The following is a 21,399-nucleotide window of genomic DNA, read 5'->3' as shown; positions in this document are numbered from 1 at the left end:
ATATTTGGAGGTATGGTGAAGCAGACTCAGTTGGCCCACCAGATCGGCACCTCCCAACAATTCATATCTGCTTTACTTAAGGGGAAAGCTAAAACCTCCCTTCCAAAAGCCATCAAAATAGAAAAAGCCACCAGAGGAAAAATAAAGGTAGAAGACATCGTCCGCCCCGAAGTAGCGGAAGCACTCAAAGAATACGTCAGGCTCAGGTGTCCCATGGGAATAACGATAGAGCAATCCCCAAATAGCTCAAAGTGTGAAGAGAAGGAGGAGGCTTACGGTTGACGAAGAGCTTTAAGTCTATGAGGCATAACGAAGACGTACTCAAGAAAGAGACGGGTAAAGCCCAGAAGCTCTTTAGCTTCCCTTCTGGTCCCCTTAGCCTCGTGAACGCTTTCGTTGCCGAGAACTCTTATAGAGTGTGCCCATTCCCCCATAGGTTTGGGGATTTCGCACCTCTTGACAAGTTCATCGATAGCATCAAGGAGCCTCATCTTCTTGCCGAGAAGGTGTTTAACTGCAAGGTCAAGAGTGGTTCTGCACCCCGTTATAACAAGGTAGTAGCTCTCTTCCGCATGCCTGAAAGCCTTCTGAGCTTCAAGAAAGGCGGTGTTGATCTCTTTGGGAATAGCTTCGTGGGAGTAAAGTTCGGGAGGAGAGGGAAGAATACCGACAACATCAAAATCGTGGCTGACGTTAGATCGTGCCTGTTTTCTGGTTGTGTCGAAGTTCCAAGTATTCCCCAGACCGATGACCGGATTTCTGCACTTAGGGCACTGACCGAAGACCGCAATCGCTTCCTGAGCTGGGGCGGGCAAAGGGGAAGAGAAAACGCTCCTCTCTATGGGCATGACCTCTATACCGACAAAGGCGACATCCTTGAAGCAGTAAGGGCATATCCCGCTGAAGATGAGCACCTTGGAGGTATTCTAACATGGAGCTGACGAGCCTGATCAACGAAATCGACAGGATCGTCAAAAACGAACCGCCCGATAAGGCGGTCTCTAAGATACTCTCCCTGTCTCCGGACAAGGAACTTCTACAGCTTGCTCTGTCTGTGCTTGTGGTTACGTATGCAAACAGACTCAAGGGCGGAGGTGGTGTATGGAACTCAGAAACCTTTCCTTTACCACAGTACTGAGAGTAACAAAAGAGATGAGCGGGAAGACTCTGGAAGAGATAGCCAACGAGACGGGGATAGGGCTGTCTCAAATACAGAGGTATTTTTCGGAAGAGGGATATTACCCATCTCCGCCTAAGTTAGTGAGCATATGTAAAGTTCTCGATTCAACGCTCCCGATAGACTGGCAGTATGCACAGCTGGAAAAGAAAAAACGCTTTGATGGTTATCTTTCGCTGTGCGAGGAGCTGAACGCCCTTGTGTCCACGGTCATCAGAGTCGTGGCGGATCTCAAGGTAACGCCCTACGAAAAGAGACAGCTCCTTCCGGTAGTGGAAAGAACTATTACAGCCCTCGAGGGGCTCAAGGAGCACCTGATAAAGGAGGGGGATAGGGAAGAGCTGATAAAGGAGGGATAAAAGATGGGGAAAACAAGCTATAAAACAAGGTACCGCAACGAGAACGGAAAGTCAAGTCTTTCCATCAAAGAGCTCGACCCTCCCAAAGACCCCGGAGCAGAGAGGGCGGTTATTGCCACTCTTTATGTGGAACCGGAACGAGCTCTTGAGGCAGTTAAGGCAGCCAACCTCAGGGCGGAGCACTTCTACTATAACGAACACAAAGAACTTTTTAACCTTTTCAACCTCTTTCTCGAGGATCACACAATAGCAGAGCTGACGGAAGTCACTTTCAGGAACTTTCTCGAGAGAAGAAAGAAAGGACATCTGTGGGATTACTTGGTCTCGATCATCGACGAAGCCACACCCTTAGCCAGCCTCAAAACCGCTATAGAGATAGTGAAAGAGAAGGCTATTCTCAGGAAAACCATCGAGAAGGAAATAGAAATCCTCTTCTCGGTCAGAGAGGGGGCAGATTTATATAAACTCAGGGAGCTCCACGAGCAGGCTATAGAAGAGATCAAAGAGACAAAGATAGAGAAGATAGAACCCGAAGAGTGGCTCTACGAGATAGCCCTTGAGTATTCAGAGGAAGAGGCTAAGGTTGAGTGGCTCGTTCCCGACATGGTACCCAAGAGATCCATGGTTCTCTTTACCTCTCAGGCGGGAGTGGGAAAGACATACCTGATGTATGCACTCATGAAGACCTACCTTCTCCCGAAGGGAGAGAAGATCATATACCTTGACATGGACAACTCCCGCGTGGTGATAAACAAGAGGCTCAAGCAGTCGGGACTCGGACAATACACGAAACCCTCCAAAGATCCCAAACTCTTTATAATCTCCAGAGACGAAAAGAGAATATTCGTAGGCTCCGAGGCATGGGACAAGTTTAAAGAAGCTATGAGGATACTGAGTGAAAGGGGAGAGCACCGCGTTATCATAGTGGACTCCCTAAAGAACATCTCCCGTAACATGGACCTGAATTCAGACAAAGAGACCGAGTACGTGATGAGTGAACTCAAAGACCTCATGAGCATGGGACACACGGTAATAGTAGTTCACCACGTCCCCAAGATCCTCAATCCTGAACTTCCGTTTAAAAACTCTGGGACGATTTTAGATAACGTTGAGATGGCTTTTCACCTGAAAAGAGACAAAGAGAAGAACATCGTAACCCTCAAGTGCTTCAAGACCCGCTTTGATGTGGAACCTACGTTCTACTACACGATAGACGGTGAGATGAACATGGAACCCGCCTATCCTCCCGAAGTCCTTGAGGAAATTGAGATCGTAAAGACTATCCTTGAGGTGATAGGACTGGGAGGGAAGGGGAAAGAACAGGTAGCGCTTGAAGTTGCGGATAGAACCGATAAGATAGGGAAGCAAAAGGTGAAGGATTATCTGGATAAGTACGAAGGCAAGGTATGGACGGAGAAGGAGGAAAGGACAAACGGCAGACCGAAAAAGGCTTACTACCCTATCCAGGACGTAGATGTTACCCAAGTTGTTGTCTCCCAATTTTTCGCCAGCGGTCAGAAGAGCGGAGAGCCTTCAAGTCCTTGTGCCACGGCTTTTCGCCAAAACTCCAGCCCTTATATATATAAAGAAAAATTGGCGAAAAGTCCCAAAGAAGAAACCATAAAAGAGATGGCTGAGGAAATAATAAGCTGGGGAGGAGAGATAGACCTTGAAATAGCTAAATATACAGATCCCGATGAGCTTGTAGAAGACATAAAAGATGACCCCAACCTTCAAGCGATTCTCTTAGAACAGTGGATAGCCATGGCCGGAGGAAACGTTGAGAGCTTTAAAGGAATGATAGAGAGCGTAAGAAGCGGAAAGGCAGGAATAGACTGGGCTCACAAAACAGCTAAGGCGGAAATGGAAGGCGATGATGATGTAGAGGTGGATTTTTGATGAGATGGACCATCGGTAAAGTTGTTTCCCTCCTTAAGGAGATGAGGTTTGAAAATGTAAAGACGGAAAGGGTTGTCTTGTGCGAAAACGTTAACGGTAGAAGAAAGAAAGAAGAAAAGCTTTGGGTCATAAGGGGACAAAAAGACGGAAGCTCCTATGAAGGCGTAGGCATAAACGCACGCCTTGCGTTCGAGGATCTAATAGAGAAATGGTTCAAGAATGCAGGAGAGCAAAAATGAAAAAACTCTACCTCAAACTAAAGCTCAGAAGTTCGGAGATAAGGAGGATAGAGGAGGAGTTGAAGTGATACTGTTTAAGGCAAAAAACACGGAGGCGAGGCAGGAATACATCAAAGATATGGCACTCCTAATTCTAAAGGAAAAAATCGGTGATCTTCAGCCCGATAAATACAAGAGGTTGGCACACTTCTTTGTATGGCTTTACAAGTTAGAGAGAATGAGCCACAACGCCACGCCCAAAACAAGGGATGCCGTATGGAGATACTACATACTCGGTATAGAGATGTACAAGGAGATTTTTCAATACGTCCCGATGGAATTACTCCTTATGGCGGATCTGTGTGCTGTGAGGCTGCCGTGCAGAGGAGGAGCTTGATGTTAGAACCGGTTGAGGATGGGATGAAGGAGGCGGAGGAATGAGCACAGTTCACGTATGCGGGCCCCGTATAAAAGAAGATAAGCTTGAGTATGTTTATTGGAGGTATAGCAAGGTCTTCCCAAGAAGGTGGAAAAGAAGGGAATGTGACTTTTGCCGAAAATCTGTGATTCCTCCTAAGCTCTACATAGTCAGGAGAGTCCCCAATAAAGAGTTCTGGGAAGAGCTTGCCGAGCAAGGAGACTTGATGACTCTCCAACACCTATACGATACAAACTATCTTGCCTGTGAAGAATGTCTTGAGGGGCTGAATCCTAAAAAAGAGGGGAAGTATTGATAGAGATAAGCGTGTCAAAGGAAAACTTAGAACCAGTTGATGAGGTAAGGACGGTGATAACGGAAGGTGGTGATTGACGTGATAGAAAAGGTCGGTGAAGAAGTCACTTATACCGTAAAGGCAAAGTGCGACATCTGCGGTGAGATCATGATTCTGCATTTAACTGAAGGCGAATATAGAAACTTCGAGCGTGGATTTCTCCCCTACAATTTAGCTCATCTTCGCTTCACTGTTCGCCGTAATAGACGTGGGCTAAAGGAAGTTCTTGATCTTTGCCCTAAATGCTTTAACAAGCTGGAACCAGAGATTAAAGCACTTGCCAAAGCAATCAAGGAGTTAAGAGGAGAAAAAGAAGAGCCGAAGATAGTTGATTCTATGTTTGATGTACTTGAGGAGGGTAAATCATAATGTTTCATTTTAGACATTGCTGGATAGAGTATAAACCTAACAAGCCTGTAATCTATAGAGGATCTGTTTATGATCTCTTCAGAATATGCGCCAAGTGCAAGAAAGTTCAAGCGAGGCACGAGCCTTCGAAAGGCGACCCTCGTTGGAAGAACATACCTGTTCAGATGTTTATCAACCTGTTAGAAGGTAAGGAGGAGTCTGGATGACAGGGGTAGTAGCTCAACTGGTGGAGCGTGGGATTCCAAATCCCAAGGGTGCGGGTTCGAATCCCGCCTGCCCCACAAAAGGTGATAAACGGCGGATGGGAGACCCCCTCCCTTGGCGCCACGCCGTATTACCCCGCCCCTCAAGGGTGTTCTGGTGGGAGACACCCGAGCCGTGGGGGAAATCCTGTCCCACCCCTTCCACGGCGGGCGGGGGTTAAAAGGAGGCGGATAATGGGGTGGCTAAATATGAAAGCCAAGGATGTGAAGATCGGTAATCTTTTGAGACTTACAGCAGACGGGTATCACGTTGCAGGTGTCGAGGTGCTCCGGGTTGAGCAAATATGCCAGATCGACCCCTGTTTGTTGAAGTTTCAGGGCAGGGTGTTTCACCTTGGGAACCGACAAGAATACCTTGAGTACACTGGTGAAGAGAAAGCGATTGTTATACACGCCACTGCTGACGTGAAAATCTTTTTGGCGGAGGGAAGCGATGATAAAAATCTCTGAGCAGGAATTTGAAAAATTCTTTGAAGAACGTGTCCAAAAGTGCCGTCAAGTCCTCGTAAAGAAAGCACAAGAGTACTCGTCGAATGATGACAAAATGAGGAACTTCAACGTAGCGGGGAGGATGTTAGACATGAAGCCTTACCAGGTCGCCTTTCTCTACATGATGAAGCACTTTGAGAGCCTCTACGACATCATCATGAGCGACAAAGACGTTCCGCCTGAAATGTGGGACGAGAAAATGGGGGATGAGCTGAATTACTTGTTTCTGATAGATGCGATGTGGCGGAAAGCGAAGTATGGGAGGGATTGACGATGGCGTATTCAAGTTGGTTATCAAGTGATTGGTATATCTATCCTGCCGCAACCCTATCAGGTAAACAAGGGTTGGCGATTTGGCATCGCTCTTCTGCAGTTTTACCCATTATCCCTTATAACGAGCTCCTTGATATAGACTCTGTTGCCACCCTTAAACGTGTGTTATGCAACTATGACCCATCTGTGAACTGGGAAACCTTTCCCGAATCCGATTTTGAGTGGATGATGGGAATAATACGAGACTACCTCAAGGATTTTTCTCCCGGAAAGAGCGCGAAGCATTAGGGAGGAAGCTAAAGGATGAAAGACCCTATCCTCAAAGAATACCGGAAGAAGGCTAAAACACCGATCGTAAAAGCCTTGCTTAAGTTGAGGGAAGTGTACTTGAAAAGTGGGAAAAAGCTCCTCAGCCCTGAAGAAGTTGAGAAGGAAGTTAGAGAGCGTAGAGGAGGACTTAAGTAAGGAGGACGTCATGAAGGGGAAAGGAGGCACTAACAGAAACTGGATTGTGTCCGCCGAAACCGGAGCGCCCCCGATAGAGCTCTTAGACAAGAGGGCTCAGGCTTTGCTCAGTTCGTACACGTACGCCGTGGGAGAACTCGTCGAAGCTGTCAGACAGGGAAGAGCAGAATCGTACAAGAAGCTCAAAGAGAAGATAGACAGAACGCATAAGGAGATGATGGCTCACATAGAGATGTTGGAGAGGAGGCTGTAGCGTGACCCGAACTGAGAAGGCTAAGGAGCTCCTTCGTCAGGGAGAGTTGACTTACAGACAGATAGCCGAGCAGACGGGGCTTTCCCACAACTACGTCAAGAGGCTGGCGAGCGATCTGAAGAAGGCTTTACGAAAGACAGAAGAGAAACCGGCTCATGAGATTCAGATAGAAAGAGAACGCATCAGAAGACAGGTGGCGGAGCAGAAGTACATCCAGCTCAAAAAGACCCTTGCCAGAGATGAGAACATCATACAGGCTCTTAAAACCGTCATCCCCCAGTTTCCCGTTCCGGAAAAGATAGAACCTCCGAGACCTATCGTGCGAAAAACAAAAGAGACCGCCGTGCTCCTTGTGTCCGATTGGCACATAGGCGAGGTAGTCTCAGAAGAAGAGACTCTCGGACTGGGGGGCTTCAATGCCGAGATAGCTACCGCAAGGGTTGAACTCATAGCGGAGAAGACCATAGACCTTATTACCGGATACACACGCTCAAGGATAGACACCCTTGTGGTCGGAGCACTCGGAGACATGGTATCAGGGCAGATACACGAAGAGCTTGAAAGAACTCAGGATCTGAACGCCGCAGAACAGGTCTATGTAGCCGCTCTTTTACTTGCTTACCTTCTCGATGAGCTATCCGCATACTTCAACATCAAAGTCGTCGCAGTCGTGGGCAATCACGGAAGGCTGAAGCAGAAGAAGGAAGCTAAGGAGAAATACGTAAACTGGGATTACATCGTCTATCAGATAGCTTCGCTCCTTCTTAGAGACAATAAACGAATAGAGTGGAACATCTCAAAATCTCCTCACGCCTTTGTAGAGATAGAGGGGCATCTCTTCCTTTTCACTCATGGAGATTCCATCAGAAGCTGGGCGGGTATCCCGTGGTATGGGATCTCAAGATATGCGAACAACATGAGAGAACTACTGAACAAAAAGGGAATGATCCTTGACGGGCTCTGTATGGGACACTTCCACCAGCCGGCAAACGTGGCGAGGATAAACGGGCCGATAGTGGTGAACGGCTCTCTCAAGGGACCCGATGAGCACTCCTTCCAGTATGGTGCCGCCATGCAGGCAAGTCAGACTCTCTTCGGAGTCAGTAAAGAGTATCCCGAGACGTTCAGATACACCCTTTGGCTCGACGAGAGAGAAAGACCTACGAGATGGGATGTGAGTGTTCCACAAGTTTGGGGAAATGTGGAGGTCTTTTAATGCGCCCGGATACCAGAAAGCTCCTTGATAGGCTGAAAGAGCGGTATTCTCTTCGGCAGCTCTCAAACCAAGAGCTCCTGTGGTGTAGGAGAGTTGCGAGGAAGATAAGAAAAGCTCACCTGCGGTACATGAGAGCCTGTGAGGTTTTAAACGGAAGCAAATCGGTTATCAAGATCGGAGAAGGGGGCGGGGAACACAGAAACAGCGTAGAAGACGCTCATGTTACAAAGGCGACATGGGAGGAGTTTGAGAAAAAGCTGTCAGAGCACGAGAGAGAGCTTCTTGAGGACATCGTAGAAGGGCGAGATCATTTCATTAGGAAAGAGAAGGGGCTCCTCAAGAACATAGACAGGAAGGGGAGGAGGATGGGACTCTGGTGATTGCAACTTTCGTGCCAAAAAATGAAACTTTTTGAAACTTTTGACCTTAAATTCGTCTTGACACTATATATACCTTGACACAGGTTATTATCGTGGGCAAGATACATCTTCCCGCCCGCCCACTTCCGCTCTTCTCTCTTCCCTGATCTGGGAGCGTTCGATGAAAAGAGGAGAAAGGATAATCAAAAAGGTCATAGACTACTATGCCCTCTCGGAGAACATCACCAAGCCCCTCCGTCAGGTCTGCGATGAGCTGGGGCTCGACTACAACAAGGTCAAAATACACATTTCAAGGTACGGAAAAGACAGATTCTACGCCGAGCTCGCCAGGGCTCACGAGGAGTTCAGGAAAGAACACATAGTCCCGGAACGCATAGAGGCGGAAAGAAAGCTCTGGAGATGGGCCTGTGAGAAGGCGGAGGATCCGAACACTCCGCCGATCATCAAGGTCAGACTCCTCGAACTCATAGAGAAGGTCAACCAGAGGATAGAGGGGATTAAGCAAAAGTTCGAGGGCGATATGACCGTCAGGATAGTGAAAGAGATAGTAGATGGGGGAAGTTCGGTATAAGTTCTTCAGGAAGTTTCAGGAGATATTCAATCATCCCGCCCGGTTCAAGGTCATAGCGAAAGGCAGAAGGGTCGGCTTCACACGCCACTGTGCGATCTACCTGTTAGAGCTCGCCCTTGAGAATCAGGGAAAAGAGTTTAAGGCTCTCTGGGGGGACACCACTCACGAGAACATAGTCAGGTACGTGGAAAGATACTTCTTTCCCTATCTTAAGCAGATTCCCCAGAATGCGATCGGGTGGAGATACTACAAAACCGAGAAGAAGCTCACGATCGGTGATGCGGTCATAGACTTCAGGAGTGCGGACAAGCCCGAGAACTGGGAGGGGTTCGGCTACGACCTCGTGATCCTGAACGAGGCGGGGATTATCCTGAAGAACAGATACCTGTGGGAGCACTCGGTTCGTCCGATGCTCCTTGATACGCCTTATTCAAGAGCGGTCATAGGCGGAGTTCCGAAAGGGAAAAACCTCTTCTACGAGCTCTTTCAGTACGCTCAGTCCGGGGAAGATGAGAGGTGGAAGGCTTGGAGGCTGACCACTTACGATAATCCCCTCCTGAACAGGGAGGAGATAGAGAACCTGAAAAAGGAGCTCAAGGACGAGAAGATCATCAAACAGGAGATATACGGAGAGTTCGTAGAGGCGGGAACGATATACCTCTTCGACTACGACGACCTCGAGAGGTGTTCACGCCTTGACTTTGAACCCGAAGGTGTAGAGGTCTGGGGCGTGGACGTGGGGCTCGTGCACGACAGAACCGTCCTTGTGAAAAGGAGAGGGAGGGCGGTTTACGAAGTGCTCGAGTTTGACAACCTTGAGAAGGTTACGCTCGTCGCTCAGGTGGTAGAGAACGAATACAGGCGCGCACAGATAAAGCCTTACAGGATATTCGTGGACACCATAGGTATAGGTTGGGGCGTTGCGGATATCCTTCAGGATAGAGGTCTGCCTGTAGTTCACGCTAACTTCTCGGAACAGAGCATAGAGAGCTCTTATCTGAACAAGAGGGCGGAAGCCTACTTCAGGCTCAGGGACGAGGTCAAGAGGCGGGGGATCAGGCTTCCCTATGAGGCTTCCCTCTTCTCTGAGCTCTCGGTTCTGACCTACGAGGTGGACAAAAGAACGGGGAAGATCAAGGTTGCGGACAAGAGCGAGATCAAGAACGAGCTCGGAAGGAGTCCCGACACTGCGGACGCTTTAGCTCTCACCTTCTTTGAACCGCTCCCGGTGCACGAGGAGAGGGATATCAGGTTCACCGTTTCCAACCTTCCGAGGTTCAGGGGGATACTATGAGGCTGAGTCAGAAGAGAAAGGAGGAGCTCGTCTCCTTCCTTCAGGAGAGGATCAAGACAGCGGAAGAGTACTACAGAGAGCACATAGAGCCCGAGATCCTGACCGCCTACAGGAGATATAAAGGGGACGAGGACTTTTACAGGGAGAAGCTCGGGAGACTGGGAGAGCTCTCGAAGGTAACCTCTTCGGATATCTCGGACAAGATAGAGTGGGCTATGCCGTCGCTCATGCGGATCTTCTTCGGCTCTGACGAAGTTATTACCGTCAAGGGAAGAACCTTAGAGGACGACAGGGCGGCGGAGCTCCTTCAGACCCTGGTGAACTTCCAGCTCCAGAGACAGAACAACGCCTTTATGGTCTTTTACCGGTGGTTTAAGGACGCTCTGAAGTACAAGATAGGCGTTGTGAAGGCTACATGGGAGAGGAGCACCGAGGACGAGACGGTAGAGGTTCTTGTTTCCCCGCTCCGCTACGAGGAGATCCTGAACGACAGCGACAGGCTCCTTGAGGAGATAGAGGATGAAAAGCTCAGGAAGGTCTTCGAGGTTCGTATAGAGGAGGCGACCTACGACGAGGACATAGACGCCTACAGGCTCAAGCTCAGGCTCAGGCGACTGGTCTCCAACAGACCGAAGGTGGAAAACGTCCTTCCCTTCGAGCTCATATTTACTCCCGACGCCCGGAACCTCCATGAGTGCTCCTTCGTAGCTCACAGGAAGAAGGTCAAGGCTGACTACCTCCTCAGAAAGGAGAGGGAGGGGGTCTTTAAGAACGTCAGAAAAGCCTTAGAAGGGGCTTTGTCGGAGACAGCAAAGACAGAGCTTGAAAGGGAGCTTTACGGGGACGCCGAGCTTGAGGCGACCCCTTCCGTTGAGGGGCTCAGGGAGGTTTACCTCTACGAGTGTTACACCAAGTACGACATAGACAGGGACGGACTCCTTGAGGACGTGATAGTCTGGTACGTCAACGGGGAAATACTCAGGATAGAGGAGAACATTTACGGGAGACCTCCCTTCTTCGCTCTCACGCCGATCATAGAGAGCGAAACTATCCTGGGCAAGTCCTTTGACGACCTGATAGGACAGCTTCAGGATCTCAAGACCGCTCTTCTGAAGCTTCTGATGATAAACGCCACCAAGGTGAGCAATCCGAAGATCTTCTTTGATTCGACCGTAATAGATCCTGACACCATGAAGGACAACGAGGTTCTTCAGGCTATTCCGCTCAACCTCAAGAACAGGAATATACAGCAGGTCATCCAGTTCGAGCCCGTTCAGAGCATAGCGGGGGCGGTTCTTCCTCTCCTGGAGTACATAGAGACGATGATAGAGAACAGGACGGGGATAACGAGATACAACCAGGGGCTTGATGCGAGATCCTTGAACAAGACTGCCTCGGGTATCTCTATGATCATGCAGGCGGCTAATCAGAGGCTTGAGCTCATAGCCCGGATCTTCGCCGAGACGGGCGTGAGAGACCTTTTCAGGTTTCTCGTCGAACTCAATCAGAGGTTTATAGATCAGGCGACGGTTATAAGGCTGACGAACAAGTCGGTAGAGATAAAGCCCGACGATCTCAAGGGAGAGTTCGACTTTGTTGTGAACGCGGGCATAGGAGCGGGGACTAAGGAGCAGGAGATGCAGTTTGCCCAGATGCTCCTTCAGATAGTCCAGCAGGCGGTCCAGCAGGGTGTAGCCGGGCCTGTGGAACTCTTTAATGCCTATAAGAAGGTCATAGAACAGCTCGGTTTTAAAAACGTGGGGGACTTTCTCAGGAACCCCGAGGAGGCTTTGAATGGACAGGGACTTGGGCAGGAAGGCGGAGGCATGCAGGGACTACCTTCAGCACTTGTTCAGGCGCTACAAGGAGGATCTCTACAGGGAATGGGAGAACTCCTCCCCGGAGGAATGGGCGAAGATCAGGGCTAAGCTCGACGCAATCGCGGAGCTTGAGAGTGTAGCGTCTCAGGATTTAGCCCTTCACAAACTTTTACCGCAGGAGGTGGATGATGATGCAGGATAATGCGCCCGTGCAGGATCAGGATCTTCAGAATCAACCTGAAGGTTCTGCAGAGGGGGATCTGACTCCGGAGCTTCAGGATCAAACGACGAACGAGCCTATGTCCGAACCGCAGGATCAGACTCAGGATCAGACTCCGGAGCCGCAGGATCAGGGCGAGCCCGATCAGGATATGCCGGAACCGACAGGTGAGCCGGCGGTACAGGAAGCTCAACAGCCGGAGCCTCAGCCTTTGAACTTCCCCCTTGAGCTTGAGAAGGAAATCATCTACAGAGCGACTCAGGAAGCTCAGGAGGTGTTCAAGCAGTTAGCCGGCAAAGATTACGATGAGTTTGAGGCGAACCCTGCGGAGAAGATGCTCTTTTCCAGACTCGTGGAAGAGAGGGCGCAGGTCTACAGACAGCAGGTTAGCCAGCAATTGAGAGCCACAATATACCAGCAGAACGAAGCCCTCTTCTGGCAGATTACGGGCTATTCTCCCGAAGACAGGGAGAGAGTGAGGGAGTATCTCCAGACTTCCGTTCCCTTCGCCCAGGCTCTGAGGATAAACGAGCAGTTCATAGATGCGGTGGTAAGGGGGGACTTTGCGACCGCACGGAAGATATTCGATGACCTGAGAGTGAAAGCCCTGGGGAAGACTCAGAAGCCCCAGCGGAAGCCTGATGTGAGGGTTCCTCATTCGGAGCCTCCCTCTCCGGAGGGAAACATAGAGCCTTCTCCGCCAAGTGTTGAGGAGGAGGTCTGGAGCTTCTTCTCGTAAACAATCAAAAATCCGATAGGAGGTAAGTAAAATGCCTGCAATCCAGCAGTCTTACGACGTTGCCCAGCGTCTCCCGGTGGATAAGATCAGGAAGACGCTCGGGATCAAGAAGCTCGCCATACTTTCGGCGATAGGAACAGCCCCCAAGATCTCCCAGACGGGCGTTGAGTGGTACGAGGACGAGGTTCTCGGTCTTTACACCACTGGAACGGGAAGCGGGACTAACGGAGAGATAACCGCAACGGACACAACCATAAACGTTGCTACCGCCGAGATTTTCAGGATAGGAGACATAGCGGAGATAGAGAGCGAAAGGGTCAAGGTCACGGGCGTTGACTACAACAACAACACCATAACCGTGGTGAGGGGCTTTCAGGGGACTACCGCAGCGACCCATCCCGCAAACTCCAAGATAGAGGTTATAAGCTCCGTAGCGCCTGAGGGAGAACTTGCGGGAGCTTCGAGGGTATCCAGACCTATAAAGCACACGAACGTTACTCAGGTCTTCCAGGACAGGCTCTTCCTGACTGGGACTCTTGAGGCGGTTTCTCCCGAATGGGCCAAGGACGAGAAGGGAAGACAGATAGCCCAGAAGATCTACAGGCTCGACTCCCTGAAGGCCAAGTCCATCTGGTACGGGATAAGGTACGACTCTGCCTCTGATGCGGAGAGGACTATGGGAGGTGCGGACTTCTACATCGGCAACAAGGTGGACGCAGGCAACGCCGCCCTCACTCCCGACATGCTCATAGACCAGATCATAGCCATGGACAACGACGGCGTCTTCGACATGGGGCTAAGCGTTGAGATATGGATGAATCCCAACTACATGAAGGTCGTGAACGACTGGCTGGCTTCTCAGGTCATGTTAGAGAGACAGGATCAGGCGGTCGGAAGGGTCATCAAGTACCTCGTCACCAACGCCGGAGAGATCCCGATAAAGTTCGACAGGAACATAAAGGTGGGGGATGTGTTCCTGATAGACCCCAAGGCTATCAAGAAGGCGGTGCTCAGACCGGAGGTGAGCGAGAAGCTCGCCAAAATCAAGGACGGGACGGAGTATCTCATCCTCGAAGAGTTTACCGTCAAAGTTGACTATCCCTCCGCATGGAGGAAGCTCTACAACGTTGCCGCACCTTAAAAACTCTTAGGGAGGCAGGGATATGGCTAAGAGTGTTAAGATCGCAGAGGGGGGAGACAAAGCCCCTCCTGCTCCTTTTTCTCCTATACAGATCTCCGTGAGGGGGTTCTTCTACAAGGGCAAGTACTACGAAGCCTCGAGGCAGGGAGGCAAGTTTATCTTTGCGGTGGACGATGAGGAGGTCATGAAGCACGCCGCCAAGCACTACGGAGTGAGGTAAGATGACCGTCTCCGATCTTATCCAGAGGCTCAGGACTTACCTCAACGACACCGCAGGTGTAGAGTTCAGCGATACGGAACTCCTGACCTACATAAACCAGTCCATAGACGTGCTCTCTCAGATGCTTGCGGACTTCAACACGAACCTCAACAGGAAGGAGACAACTCTCACCTTTGTGGACGGGAAGGCTCCGGTTCCCTCCGACTTTCTCAGGGATGTGTCTGTGAAGGACGGAACTGGGGCTAAGGTTCCTTACAGGGTTGTCGGGAACGAGGTGGCGGTCTCTCCTGATGTTTCGGAGGCCGTCCTTGATTACTACTTCTTTTATCCGAGCGTCTCTTCCCCGGACGATCTCATCCCTGTTCCGAAACTCTTAGAGAACGCTTTCTTTTACTTTGTGGCGGTATTAGCCAAGAACAGGATCCAGCAGTCCTCGAAGGTAGAGGGCGAACTCTCTCAGATATTTATCCAGTACGCTCTCCCTGTTCTCGGAAGATACGGCAATCCGCCCTTCGCCTTAACTCCTCCCGTGGTGGTCTAAGATGGCGAGAGCCAAAATAATCTCCTTCCAGGACTTTGTGGGCGTGGTCAACACCAGAGAGCCCGCATCTTTGAACACGAACGAGCTCGTGAACTGTTCCAACCTCTACGTTACACCACAGGGATCGCTCAAAGCCCGCCCCGGTCTTGAGGTTGTCGGGACTCTCGCGTCCGCCGACTTCAGGTCTATAGGTTACTTCTCAAAGACGGGGAAGCTCTATCTTGCGAGCGGGACGGAGCTTTACGAATTCGATCCTTCGGCGGGAACTTTTACGTCCATAGGTTCCGTGGACTCTCCCGACTGTGTGTTCGTTTCCGCTTTTGATAAACTCTGGATAGCGGACGGAGGTATCCTCAAGTACTACGACGGGACGACCTTCGGGACTGTAGAGGATTTTATCTACAAATACCAGAACATAGGGGCGGGGGACGGGACTACGACGACCTTCACGGCGGTTCTTCAGGAAGTCCCCGTAACACCTAACTCTGTCTCTGTGGAATACACAATCGGGGGCGTTTCTTACACTTCCCATGACGACGGGAACGGGAACATATCGGGAGCTTACATATCGAGTGGTTCCATCAACTACCAGAGCGGAGACATCTCTATTACCTTCTCAACCGCCCCTGACAACGGGACAAACATAAGAGTCAGGTATTCGAACTCCGACGTCCTCAACGTCAGGGCGGAGGATATCGAGTTCAAAGATGAAAAGCTCTACGTGAGCTACGGGACGGATATATACATATCTGAAGTAAGAGACCCCTCCCTGTGGTACTTCATCTCCATAAACAGGCAGGACGGGGCCAAGATAAACGCCATACACAGGTTCTACGACAAGCTTGTGGTTTTTAAAGGCTATCCCGCACCTGCAATATATGTGCTTTCGGGGACTTCTTTAAGCGATTACACGGTCTCAAGAGTCGCCCGGTATGTCTCGGCGAACAACAAGTATTCCGTTTCTGCCTTCGGTGGGGATCTGTTCTTTAACTGGGGCAAGCACGTTTATTCCCTTTCTAAGGTGATGGGATACGGGGACGTTGAGCCGAGACCTCTTACCTACCACTTCAACCCTTACGATACGACCTCTCAGGAGAGGTTCGCCCTCCCTATCCCTGAGGAGAACGTGATATTCTTCCTCTCCCGCTCGGACGCAAGGGATTTTGCCTTCACTCCTCAGAGGAACGCCTGCACGTTTTTGAGCTTTGCCCTTCCTGTAGTGTGCGGCGTTTCTGTGGGGGACACCATCTATCTTGCGGGCGGTGAGAACGTCTATAAGTTCTCTCCCATCGGAAAGGACGGAGAGAGTTCTGTATTCTACGATGCGGTCTTTCCATGGTTCGGCTCTCCTATGGCTTTTGTCCTCGCTAAAAGGTTCTCCCTGAACATCAAAGCTATAGAGAACGGGGATCTTTATCTTTACCACGACACTAAGCAGGTTGCGACCTTTTCGCTTACCGCTCCGGCTCTCTGGGATTCTGCAGTCTGGGATAGTGCGCTTTTTGGCTCAGACTACAAGGAGCCTTTGCAGAGAAGACAGATCATTCACGACAGGTTCTTGAAGCTTGCCCTCAAGAGCAATAAAAGGTTTGAGCTTTTCGCTCTTTATGTGGATGCGGAGGTGAAGAATGGCTAAGAAGACCATCTCCCGGCTTTATGACTTCCAGGCTGGGGAAGTTATAAGGAGCACAGAGGTCGATAATGAATTGAATCAGCTTGTAGAGTGGCTCAACAAGACGATGGATCCTATGGACTGGGACGGTGTTCAGTTCTATGTCGTTCCGTCAAGAGTTAAAGATCCGACCTGGACAACGACGGTCGCTGATGTTTTTAATGCGGACGGGACGGTAAACACGCAAAAGGTTTATGATCCGACACTCAATAACGATGTCTCGACGCTTTTAAACGCCTCTCACAATCCCGACGGCACGGTAAAGAGCTCTGCTATTACCGATCCTGATTGGACGCCCACCAACCTTAAGGATTTCCTTTCCGTTGCTCACCACAATGACGGGACGATAAAGAGCACGGGAATAAATGATCCACTTATTGAAGCACACAATGGCGATTTCCAAGCTCATCCGTATAACAAGGCTTTTTCATTTTTCTTGGGAGGTTAACAACAATTGAGCAATAGTGTGCAATTCCATGCAGTTTGGATTAAATTATTACTAATGCTACTAAGTGTAAAGAAGGTTCAGGAGCTTTACGGTATCAGTAGAAGAACTTTAATTAACTGGGAAGAGAAAGGGCTCCTCAAGCCCTACAGAACTCCGGGAGGGAGAAGAAGATACAAAAAAGAAGACATAGAGAAACTCCTTGGCATGTTCGAAGAAGAGCTAAAACCCAAGGTAGTCCTCTATGCCCGTGTATCCACAAAGAAGCAGGAGGAATATCTCAAGAACCAGATAAAAAGACTTGAGGAATTTGCCAAATCCAAGGGCTGGAACTACGAAGTCATTTCTGAGATAGCGAGCGGAGTAAACGAAAACAGAAGACAGCTCAGAAAACTCCTCAACATGGTAAAGAGAGGAGAGGTAAGCAAAGTAGTTATCGAATACCCCGACAGACTCGCAAGGTTCGGATACGAGTATCTGAAGCTCTTTTTTGAGAGCTTTGGAGTAGAGCTTATAGTCCTTAATGGAGAAGAAAACGAAGAGGACAGGACTAAAGAGCTTGCTGAAGACCTTATAGCGATAGTTACCTCTTTTGCGGCAAGGGTTTACGGAAGCAGAGGAGGGAAGAGGAAAAATGGAAACAGCTAAAACTACCATTCAGGCAAGGCTTAAGGTCAAGGGAGAAGAGAAGAAGATACTTGACGACCTAATGAAACGTTGGTCTTCCTGTATGAGGTTTGCATACAAGAGACTCCTTGAAGGGAAGAAAAGGAAAGAACTAAAGAGAGAACTTCAACCTGTTTTCGGTCTTAACTCCCGCTATGTGGACGATGCTATCCTGGAAGCCCAGAGCATAATAAACCTCTCTAAAGAACTCGGCTTCAAACCTGAAAAGGTCATATTCGGAGGAAGAGACCTATTTAAAAAGCTCTCCAAAAACCACCTGTCCGAGAAGGAGAAGAGGGAACTCAAGAGAGAGTGGAAAGACAGAAGACAGGGAAACCTCTACTCAAGGGGAGACAAATCAAAGAACGGAAACTTGAACCTAAGAATAGTCAAGGGGGGAGAGAAATATTACCTGAGAATTAACACAGGAACGAGGAAGTGGATACTCTTGGAGCTTATAACTTCTCACAAGAAGTGGGGTCTCTTTGAGAGTTTTCTAATTCAGGGAGTCCCTTACTCTGTGAGAGTTCAAAGGAGAAGCGGAAGATACTACGCTTACATAACCTTTGAAGAGCCTATGCCGGAGATAGAGATAGGGTTTGAAAACGGTGCAATAGGGATAGACCTTAACGCTTTCCCCTCTCATATAGCATGGTCGGAAGTGGACAGGGAAGGGAACTTAAAGAGCTATGGAGAGATACCAACACCACACCTTTGGGATGGGAAGAAGGAAAAAAGAGATTACTGGGCTTGGCAGTATGCCCATGAGGTTGTGAGAATAGCTTTAGAGAAGAGGAAGGGGATAGTTCTTGAATACCTCAAGATAAAGAACAAAGGACACAGAGGAGATTATTCAGGGAGGAAGTCAAGGAGGATAAGACACAACTTCAGCTACAAGAAGCTAAAGGAGAGGATTATCAGCCTTGCAAGGAGATACGGTATAGCGGTCAAAGAAATAAATCCAGCTTATACCTCAGTTATAGGAATGCTCAAGTATGCTCCTCAACTTTCCCTTACCAAAGATATAGCTTCTGCGTGGGTAATAGCGAGGAGAGGTATAGGGCTATCTGAGAGAGTTCCTAAAAATTACCTGAAGTTGATAGAAAGCCCTCAGCGTGAGTCAGGGACGGTAGAGGTGTCAACCGACGGAAGGAACACCTCTACTGCGGGGAACCTCAAGAGGTCTCCGTATAATCTCTGGCAAGTGCTGAGGGTAGCGGTGCTAACTGCACTCTCCCCTGAGAGACGAAATACTCCCAGGTGTCTCTCTCCCTTGAAGCCATTAATGATTTCAGGGGACGTGGGGAGAACCCGAAATGGGCGTGAGATCCCGCTACCTGGGGCGGGGTCTATGGGTGCTCAAATGCCGCCTGCCGGGTTTATGGGCACCCTGAATAGGCGGGGTATAAATAGCCCGGCACCGAGCTGTGTCAGTTTTGCACAGTTCGGGTAACCAGGATAAGGCATGAAAGCAGGTGCAAAGCTCACTACTACGCAAACGGATATATACACGGCGAACCAGAAAGAAGCCGTGTCCATTTTTGTTGTGAATACGGACGCTTCTAATTCGGTAAATGTTACGCTTCTGATTTCTGGGGACGGAGGAGCGACATATCACGAGTTTTTTAAAGCCCCACTAAATCCGAATTCAAGTGTTCAGTTGACGGGGATAGCCCTCGATCAGAACGACATAATCGCTGGAGTGGGTGATGTTGCTGGCGTTGTGTCTGTAGTGATAACAGGAATGGAGGCGTAAGATGATAGCCCAGTTTCCGTTTAAGGGTGGCGGAAGATCTTTTCTTCAGTCAATTGTAGAAGATTTATTGAATATGACAAAATTTGCTTCTGATCTGGCTTATTCTGCTTCGACAAACGAGACCGGAATGTGTGTAATAGCTAAGACGCTTACTATCCCGGCTGGTGTTGATGTGAAGTTTGACCGCACAAATAACGTAAATCTTGTAATAGCCGAAGAGATACAGCTGGACGGTTCTCTGAATATAGACGGTGATAACGGAACAACAGACGCAACGTATGCATATGGAACCGGTGGAGCTGGAGGGGGAGCTCTGATAGTGATAGCGAACAAGATTACAGGCGGAGGGAGGATCTCGGCAAATGGCGGAAACGGTGGTGATGGGGGAAGCCCCGGAAGTGATAGAAATGGAGTAAGTGGAGCAAGTGGATATTATTATCAATGGTATATATGGGGCGGATCTCCTTCGAATACTGCGAATGTTACCTCTGAAGTAGCAAAATTTCGCAACATTCTTCCCTTTCTCGTTTTAAATCAACTATTTTCAGGAGACGTCAAATTAACATATAACGGTGTAACTGTTGTGGCTTACAGTCTCCTGAAAGATTTTGCAGGCGCCTATTTTCATGGCGGAGACGGCGGAAGCGGTGGATCATACGCAACAACCACTGATTATTCTGAAGGCGGTGTAGGGGGAGCAGGAATAGGTGCAGATAGTGGAGGGGGAGGAACAAAGGGGGGAACCGCCCCGTCTTCCGGCGGTGGCGGAGGAGGCGGAGGGGGTTTCGTTTGTGTTATAACGCCTTCCGCTCTCCCTCCTTCTCTGACAATTTCTGCTGACGGAGGAAACGGTGGAAGTGGATATAACTACGGTGGCGGAGGCGGTGGCGGAGGCGGTGGAATTGTGTCTGTTTTTGCCCCCGTTATTGATTCGACGGTTTCTGTCAACGGAGGGACAGGAGGGAATCCGGGGGCTAATGGAGGAGGGGCGGGCCAGAACGGTCAAAGCGGTGCTGTTGTGAAAGGACATTTTGAATTGTAAGGAGGAATCAAATGACACCGGGAACTTTAGCGCCGATGCCTCAAATAATGCCGAGTACGGGGCTTGGCTCTACGGGCGGAGGTAATACGCTGGGTATTTCTCTTGGTGTAGGATCGCCCTTCACTATCTGGTCTCAATCCCGTAGTTCTGGAAGTTCTTGGAGCAGAAGCGGATTACCTGCCGACGTAAAGAAAAAATATTTACAATTCCTGACACCTCTCTTTTCTCGTGGCGGGCTTTTAGGGAGCGTGTTCGAATCCGCTTTGACGGGAAAACCAAATCAGAACATATGGGATAACCTCACTAAGACCGCTTGGAAGAACTATCAGGCCCAGCTCAGGCCCGCAATTCAGCAGAATATTAGAAGCGTTATAGGGAGCTTAGCAGATAGAGGCGTTCTTGACAGCTCCGTTGCATCGAGAACTCTCGGAGGTTTACTGGGGAATTACCAGCAGATCCTTGCTAACTATTTAGCTCAGCTCCAACAAAGGGCATTGTTCTACCCGCTCGAAGCCATGAGGGTTGCACAAATATTCCCCGCCCTTGTTCAGATACTCAGAGAGAGCCAGAGCGGTTCTTCTCAGAGTTCGAGTTCTACAAGCTACAATCCGAGCCCGGCAATTAACTTAGCTATGGGACTGATAGGTCTGTAAGGAGGGAGGAGATGTTTGATCCAGTATCTGCATTAATTGGCGGCGGTGCTATGCTACTGGGCGGGCTTCTGGGCGGTGGCTCGGAGCCAAATGTCAACACCAACATCATTCCTAAGCCTCCTGAATATACAGATTTCGTGAAGCTCTTTCTGGGGGATTGGGAAGTAATCGAGGATCCGGAAACGGGAGAAAAGAAAAAGGTTTTCAGGGGATCGCCTTACATAGAGGCTCTTCGTGCGTATCAAAACTTTTTCAGGAGCCCCCCTTACGTGTCCCTCGGTGGACTTCGTCTTCCTGCTTTCGGCCTACTGAATGCATACAGGAGAGCAATAGAAGGTGGTCTGTCTCTCGGAAGGGAAGCGTGGTATCCCCTGAATGTTGAGACAATAGCGTCCCCGTCCGTCGGTCAAATGTTAGGCGGTGGAATGATGGGGATAGGAGGAGCATTGCTTGGAAGCGGTTTAGGGCTGTTTAAGTAGGAGGAG

The 21,399-nt window shown here is 49.5% G+C and carries 31 protein-coding genes and 1 tRNA gene; 31 read left to right on the top strand and 1 reads right to left on the bottom strand.

What is annotated here, in order from left to right; genetic code table 11:
• Positions 1–12 precede the first annotated feature (12 nt).
• Positions 13–282 carry a helix-turn-helix domain-containing protein gene (locus tag ACZ483_RS00535; RefSeq protein ID WP_464324225.1) on the top strand — a complete coding sequence of 90 codons (270 nt, stop codon included), beginning with the start codon at positions 13–15 and terminating at the stop codon, positions 280–282.
• Here the strand turns inward: ACZ483_RS00535 and ACZ483_RS00530 are convergent.
• A complete protein-coding gene (locus ACZ483_RS00530; RefSeq protein ID WP_464324224.1) occupies positions 273–914 on the bottom strand; it encodes a DUF4145 domain-containing protein in 642 nt (213 codons plus the stop codon). The two genes, ACZ483_RS00535 and ACZ483_RS00530, sit on opposite strands and share 10 nt — an antisense overlap.
• Positions 915–931: 17 nt before the next feature.
• On the opposite strand from ACZ483_RS00530, the gene ACZ483_RS00525 reads away from it, so the two are divergent.
• The 30 genes from ACZ483_RS00525 to ACZ483_RS00380 all read left to right on the top strand — a co-directional run bounded on the left by ACZ483_RS00525 (position 932) and on the right by ACZ483_RS00380 (position 21,393).
• Complete coding sequence (locus ACZ483_RS00525) at positions 932–1,138, top strand: hypothetical protein (protein WP_464324223.1); 207 nt, start codon at positions 932–934, stop codon at positions 1,136–1,138.
• Complete coding sequence (locus ACZ483_RS00520) at positions 1,102–1,536, top strand: helix-turn-helix domain-containing protein (RefSeq protein ID WP_464324222.1); 435 nt, start codon at positions 1,102–1,104, stop codon at positions 1,534–1,536. Before ACZ483_RS00525 ends, ACZ483_RS00520 begins: the two co-directional genes overlap by 37 nt.
• A gap of 3 nt (positions 1,537–1,539) precedes the next feature.
• Positions 1,540–3,435 (top strand): AAA family ATPase, encoded by a 1,896-nt coding sequence (locus ACZ483_RS00515; protein WP_464324221.1) that lies wholly within the window; start codon positions 1,540–1,542, stop codon positions 3,433–3,435.
• Complete coding sequence (locus tag ACZ483_RS00510; RefSeq protein WP_464324220.1) at positions 3,435–3,674, top strand: hypothetical protein; 240 nt, start codon at positions 3,435–3,437, stop codon at positions 3,672–3,674. Before ACZ483_RS00515 ends, ACZ483_RS00510 begins: the two co-directional genes overlap by 1 nt.
• A gap of 64 nt (positions 3,675–3,738) precedes the next feature.
• On the top strand, positions 3,739–4,050 hold the full coding sequence (locus tag ACZ483_RS00505) for a hypothetical protein (protein WP_464324219.1): 312 nt from the start codon (positions 3,739–3,741) through the stop codon (positions 4,048–4,050).
• 40 nt (positions 4,051–4,090) lie between these two features.
• Complete coding sequence (locus ACZ483_RS00500; RefSeq protein ID WP_464324218.1) at positions 4,091–4,387, top strand: hypothetical protein; 297 nt, start codon at positions 4,091–4,093, stop codon at positions 4,385–4,387.
• 66 nt (positions 4,388–4,453) lie between these two features.
• Positions 4,454–4,795: a hypothetical protein gene (locus tag ACZ483_RS00495; RefSeq protein WP_464324217.1), complete on the top strand. Its 342-nt coding sequence runs from the start codon at positions 4,454–4,456 to the stop codon at positions 4,793–4,795.
• A complete protein-coding gene (locus tag ACZ483_RS00490; protein WP_464324216.1) occupies positions 4,795–5,001 on the top strand; it encodes a hypothetical protein in 207 nt (68 codons plus the stop codon). The genes ACZ483_RS00495 and ACZ483_RS00490 overlap by 1 nt, the downstream gene beginning before the upstream one ends.
• 2 nt (positions 5,002–5,003) lie before the next feature.
• Positions 5,004–5,076: transfer RNA gene (locus ACZ483_RS00485), tRNA-Trp, on the top strand.
• A gap of 156 nt (positions 5,077–5,232) precedes the next feature.
• Entirely contained in the window at positions 5,233–5,508 is a 276-nt protein-coding gene (locus ACZ483_RS00480) for a hypothetical protein (RefSeq protein ID WP_464324215.1), read from the top strand.
• Entirely contained in the window at positions 5,492–5,818 is a 327-nt protein-coding gene (locus tag ACZ483_RS00475; RefSeq protein ID WP_464324214.1) for a hypothetical protein, read from the top strand. The genes ACZ483_RS00480 and ACZ483_RS00475 overlap by 17 nt, the downstream gene beginning before the upstream one ends.
• 305 nt (positions 5,819–6,123) lie before the next feature.
• Positions 6,124–6,285, top strand: coding sequence for a hypothetical protein (locus tag ACZ483_RS00470; protein ID WP_464324213.1), 162 nt, complete (start codon positions 6,124–6,126; stop codon positions 6,283–6,285).
• 10 nt (positions 6,286–6,295) lie between these two features.
• The gene (locus ACZ483_RS00465) at positions 6,296–6,538 is read left to right on the top strand and encodes a hypothetical protein (RefSeq protein WP_464324212.1); all 243 of its coding nucleotides are present in this window, start codon (positions 6,296–6,298) and stop codon (positions 6,536–6,538) included.
• A 1-nt stretch (position 6,539) separates the two neighbouring features.
• Positions 6,540–7,754 carry a metallophosphoesterase family protein gene (locus ACZ483_RS00460; RefSeq protein ID WP_464324211.1) on the top strand — a complete coding sequence of 405 codons (1,215 nt, stop codon included), beginning with the start codon at positions 6,540–6,542 and terminating at the stop codon, positions 7,752–7,754.
• The gene (locus ACZ483_RS00455; RefSeq protein ID WP_464324210.1) at positions 7,754–8,134 is read left to right on the top strand and encodes a hypothetical protein; all 381 of its coding nucleotides are present in this window, start codon (positions 7,754–7,756) and stop codon (positions 8,132–8,134) included. The genes ACZ483_RS00460 and ACZ483_RS00455 overlap by 1 nt, the downstream gene beginning before the upstream one ends.
• Before the next feature lie 160 nt (positions 8,135–8,294).
• The gene (locus tag ACZ483_RS00450) at positions 8,295–8,705 is read left to right on the top strand and encodes a hypothetical protein (protein ID WP_464324209.1); all 411 of its coding nucleotides are present in this window, start codon (positions 8,295–8,297) and stop codon (positions 8,703–8,705) included.
• Positions 8,686–9,999 (top strand): terminase large subunit domain-containing protein, encoded by a 1,314-nt coding sequence (locus tag ACZ483_RS00445; protein WP_464324208.1) that lies wholly within the window; start codon positions 8,686–8,688, stop codon positions 9,997–9,999. The genes ACZ483_RS00450 and ACZ483_RS00445 overlap by 20 nt, the downstream gene beginning before the upstream one ends.
• Positions 9,996–11,927 carry a portal protein gene (locus ACZ483_RS00440; RefSeq protein ID WP_464324207.1) on the top strand — a complete coding sequence of 644 codons (1,932 nt, stop codon included), beginning with the start codon at positions 9,996–9,998 and terminating at the stop codon, positions 11,925–11,927. Before ACZ483_RS00445 ends, ACZ483_RS00440 begins: the two co-directional genes overlap by 4 nt.
• A gap of 77 nt (positions 11,928–12,004) precedes the next feature.
• Positions 12,005–12,778, top strand: coding sequence for a hypothetical protein (locus ACZ483_RS00435; protein WP_464324206.1), 774 nt, complete (start codon positions 12,005–12,007; stop codon positions 12,776–12,778).
• A 31-nt stretch (positions 12,779–12,809) separates the two neighbouring features.
• Positions 12,810–13,919 carry an SU10 major capsid protein gene (locus ACZ483_RS00430; protein ID WP_464324205.1) on the top strand — a complete coding sequence of 370 codons (1,110 nt, stop codon included), beginning with the start codon at positions 12,810–12,812 and terminating at the stop codon, positions 13,917–13,919.
• Positions 13,920–13,941: 22 nt separating this feature from the next.
• Positions 13,942–14,139 carry a hypothetical protein gene (locus ACZ483_RS00425; RefSeq protein ID WP_464324204.1) on the top strand — a complete coding sequence of 66 codons (198 nt, stop codon included), beginning with the start codon at positions 13,942–13,944 and terminating at the stop codon, positions 14,137–14,139.
• A 1-nt stretch (position 14,140) separates the two neighbouring features.
• A complete protein-coding gene (locus tag ACZ483_RS00420; protein WP_464324203.1) occupies positions 14,141–14,680 on the top strand; it encodes a phage adaptor protein in 540 nt (179 codons plus the stop codon).
• Between the two features lies 1 nt (position 14,681).
• Positions 14,682–16,316, top strand: coding sequence for a hypothetical protein (locus ACZ483_RS00415; protein WP_464324202.1), 1,635 nt, complete (start codon positions 14,682–14,684; stop codon positions 16,314–16,316).
• Positions 16,309–16,800, top strand: a complete 492-nt coding sequence (locus ACZ483_RS00410) for a hypothetical protein (protein WP_464324201.1) — start codon at positions 16,309–16,311, stop codon at positions 16,798–16,800. Before ACZ483_RS00415 ends, ACZ483_RS00410 begins: the two co-directional genes overlap by 8 nt.
• 54 nt (positions 16,801–16,854) lie before the next feature.
• Complete coding sequence (locus tag ACZ483_RS00405; RefSeq protein WP_464324200.1) at positions 16,855–17,445, top strand: IS607 family transposase; 591 nt, start codon at positions 16,855–16,857, stop codon at positions 17,443–17,445.
• Positions 17,432–18,916 (top strand): IS200/IS605 family accessory protein TnpB-related protein, encoded by a 1,485-nt coding sequence (locus ACZ483_RS00400; RefSeq protein ID WP_464324199.1) that lies wholly within the window; start codon positions 17,432–17,434, stop codon positions 18,914–18,916. The genes ACZ483_RS00405 and ACZ483_RS00400 overlap by 14 nt, the downstream gene beginning before the upstream one ends.
• A 12-nt stretch (positions 18,917–18,928) precedes the next feature.
• A complete protein-coding gene (locus ACZ483_RS00395; protein WP_464324198.1) occupies positions 18,929–19,219 on the top strand; it encodes a hypothetical protein in 291 nt (96 codons plus the stop codon).
• A 1-nt stretch (position 19,220) separates the two neighbouring features.
• Complete coding sequence (locus ACZ483_RS00390) at positions 19,221–20,261, top strand: hypothetical protein (protein WP_464324197.1); 1,041 nt, start codon at positions 19,221–19,223, stop codon at positions 20,259–20,261.
• Between the two features lie 11 nt (positions 20,262–20,272).
• Positions 20,273–20,914: a hypothetical protein gene (locus ACZ483_RS00385; protein WP_464324196.1), complete on the top strand. Its 642-nt coding sequence runs from the start codon at positions 20,273–20,275 to the stop codon at positions 20,912–20,914.
• A gap of 11 nt (positions 20,915–20,925) precedes the next feature.
• Positions 20,926–21,393: a hypothetical protein gene (locus ACZ483_RS00380; RefSeq protein ID WP_464324195.1), complete on the top strand. Its 468-nt coding sequence runs from the start codon at positions 20,926–20,928 to the stop codon at positions 21,391–21,393.
• The last annotated feature ends 6 nt before the right edge of the window (positions 21,394–21,399 follow it).

It is taken from the genome of Hydrogenivirga okinawensis (genome assembly GCF_055385515.1).
The sequence above is the reverse complement of the archived record's forward strand: the minus strand, read 5'-3'. Positions and strand labels throughout refer to the sequence as shown.